Genomic DNA, 2,062 nt, shown 5'->3' with positions numbered 1-2,062 from the left:
CGTTACGTCTACTCCGTCGTTGCGTAGCGGAAGTTTCCGCAGGCTGAAGTTCACGATCAAGGCTCTCTCGGCCTCTCCTCTGCACAAGACTCAGTCCGGGGGTGCGCCCGGCATCAGGGGAAGGCAGGGGATGGACACGACCACGATCGTGATCACCATCGGCTCGGTCGTCAGCGCCAAGGCGCTCGCGTTGTGGGGGCTCTGGTTGCGCCTGCGCTGGCGGTCGCGCCGTGAGCAGTATCGCCACGACTACCTGCTGGGTATCGCGGAGAAGGTGGCCGTCGGCAGCCGGGTGGAGCTCGACGACCAGGACCGTGACGGTCACCGGCTGCGGGTGAGCATCTCCCGCGTGGAGGAGCACAGGGAGGACGCGGCAGCGTGAGTATCCACGAACCGGGGGACGGTCCTGAGCACCCCGCCGTCGCACCGGCGACACGGGACCAGCCGGACCCGCGGCACGACTTACAGCTAGCGAAGGACGCGGCGTTCAGCGCCTTCTACCGCGCCACGGTCCGCTCCTTGGTGGGGTTCTTGGTCAACCAGGGCGCCGGCGTGCACGTCGCAGCGGACATCGCCCAGGACACCATGCTCTCCGCCTACGAGCGCTGGGACACCATCGATCAGCCCCGGGCATGGGTGCACACGGTTGCCTCCCGCGCGCTGCTACGCAAGCTCGCCTCCTGCGAGGAGCAGCCCGTGGAACAGGTACCGGAGCCGACGTCACTACTGGCCGACCCGGACGCGATCGCGGCCTGGGAGGCCCGCCACGACCTGCTGCCTCTGCTGCGCAGCCTGCCGCCCCGGCAGCGTCAGGTTCTGGCCTGGGCCCTGTCCGGCTTCACCCCTGGCGACATCGCCGAACAACTCGGTATGAACGACGACGCAGTACGCGCCAGCCTCTACAAAGCCCGCCGCGCTGTGGCAGAAGTAATCAAGGCACGGGAGGAGGGACAGTGACTGACCATCCCACGCACGACTACGACGGCCAGGCCGTCAGCAACCGGCTCGGCCGGCACCAGCACACCCTGGACGACAGCCTGGACAGCGTCCTCGACATCGAAGCCGGCCTGCGGGAAATTCTCATCCATTCCCGCCACGACACCGCCGTCAACGCCCTCGGTACCGTCCTGAACACCGAAGCCGGACTGGCCGGCATCCTTCCACCGTCACCACAGCCCCATGCCTCCTCCGACACATCCGGCACACACCGCCACCCCCGGGCAGGGGACTTCCTTCCCGCACTCAGCCCCGCAGACCGCATGGCCCTACGCAAGCACCCGGACGTCAAAGCAGCGCAACGCGCCCTCGCCCGCACTCTCGACCGCGCCCGCGACCTCCCCCTCGACCTCGCCCGCGACCTCGCCCTCGCCCTCGCCTGCGACCTCGACCGCACCCTCGACCGCGACCGCGACCTCGACCTCGACCTCGCCCGCGCACGCGCACGCGCCCGCGACCTCCCCCGCGCCCTCGACCTCGCCCGCGCCCGCGAACTCGACCTCGACCACGCCCGCACCCTCGACCACGCCCGCGCACGCGCCCGCGACCTCGACCACGCACGCGACCTCGCCCTCGACCTCGCCCGCGACCTCGACCGCGACCTCGACCACGCACGCGACCTCGCCCGCACCCTCGCCCACGACCTCGACCTCGCCCGCGACCTTGACCTCGACCTCGACCGTGACCTCGACGCCTTCATCGAGATCCGTACCAATGAGGTTTGCCGGGCCATCGGCTCGGTCCTACACCAAGAACCCCCTGTACTCGATGCCGCATCGGTGCCCACGCTCCTGGACGACTTCACCGATGACGACCTGCGCGACACCGACCTGAGGGGCATCGACTTCAGCGGAGTGCACTGGTCGCAGCGCACCCAATGGCCCCCGGTCGTAGACATCGAAGCCCTCAAAGCCCGCTCGGACGAGACGCCGCCTGGAAGCGGAATCTGGATCGTCCGGTCCGGAACCACAACCGTCCGAGGCTACGCCGATCTGACATGAGAGGTCTCAGGTCAGCGCGCGGTGTGTTCAGGCACCGCCCGACCCGCGAAGTCCCGGAGTAGATC

The 2,062-nt window shown here is 69.1% G+C and carries 3 protein-coding genes; all 3 read left to right on the top strand.

Translation table 11 applies throughout. From position 1 onward, the window contains the following. Nucleotides 1–382 (top strand): hypothetical protein (locus tag ACF08M_RS41570; RefSeq protein ID WP_392190512.1); only part of this gene is annotated, 382 nt, incomplete at its 5' end. After that, complete coding sequence (locus ACF08M_RS41565) at nt 379–957, top strand: RNA polymerase sigma factor (protein ID WP_392190511.1); 579 nt, start codon at nt 379–381, stop codon at nt 955–957. The genes ACF08M_RS41570 and ACF08M_RS41565, both read left to right, overlap by 4 nt. Continuing rightward, a complete protein-coding gene (locus ACF08M_RS41560; protein WP_392190510.1) occupies nt 954–1,997 on the top strand; it encodes a hypothetical protein in 1,044 nt (347 codons plus the stop codon). Before ACF08M_RS41565 ends, ACF08M_RS41560 begins: the two co-directional genes overlap by 4 nt. Nucleotides 1,998–2,062 lie beyond the last annotated feature (65 nt).

It is taken from the genome of Streptomyces sp. NPDC015032, assembly GCF_043080425.1.
In the GTDB taxonomy this organism is placed as follows: Bacteria; Actinomycetota; Actinomycetes; order Streptomycetales; family Streptomycetaceae; genus Streptomyces.
The sequence above is the reverse complement of the archived record's forward strand: the minus strand, read 5'-3'. Positions and strand labels throughout refer to the sequence as shown.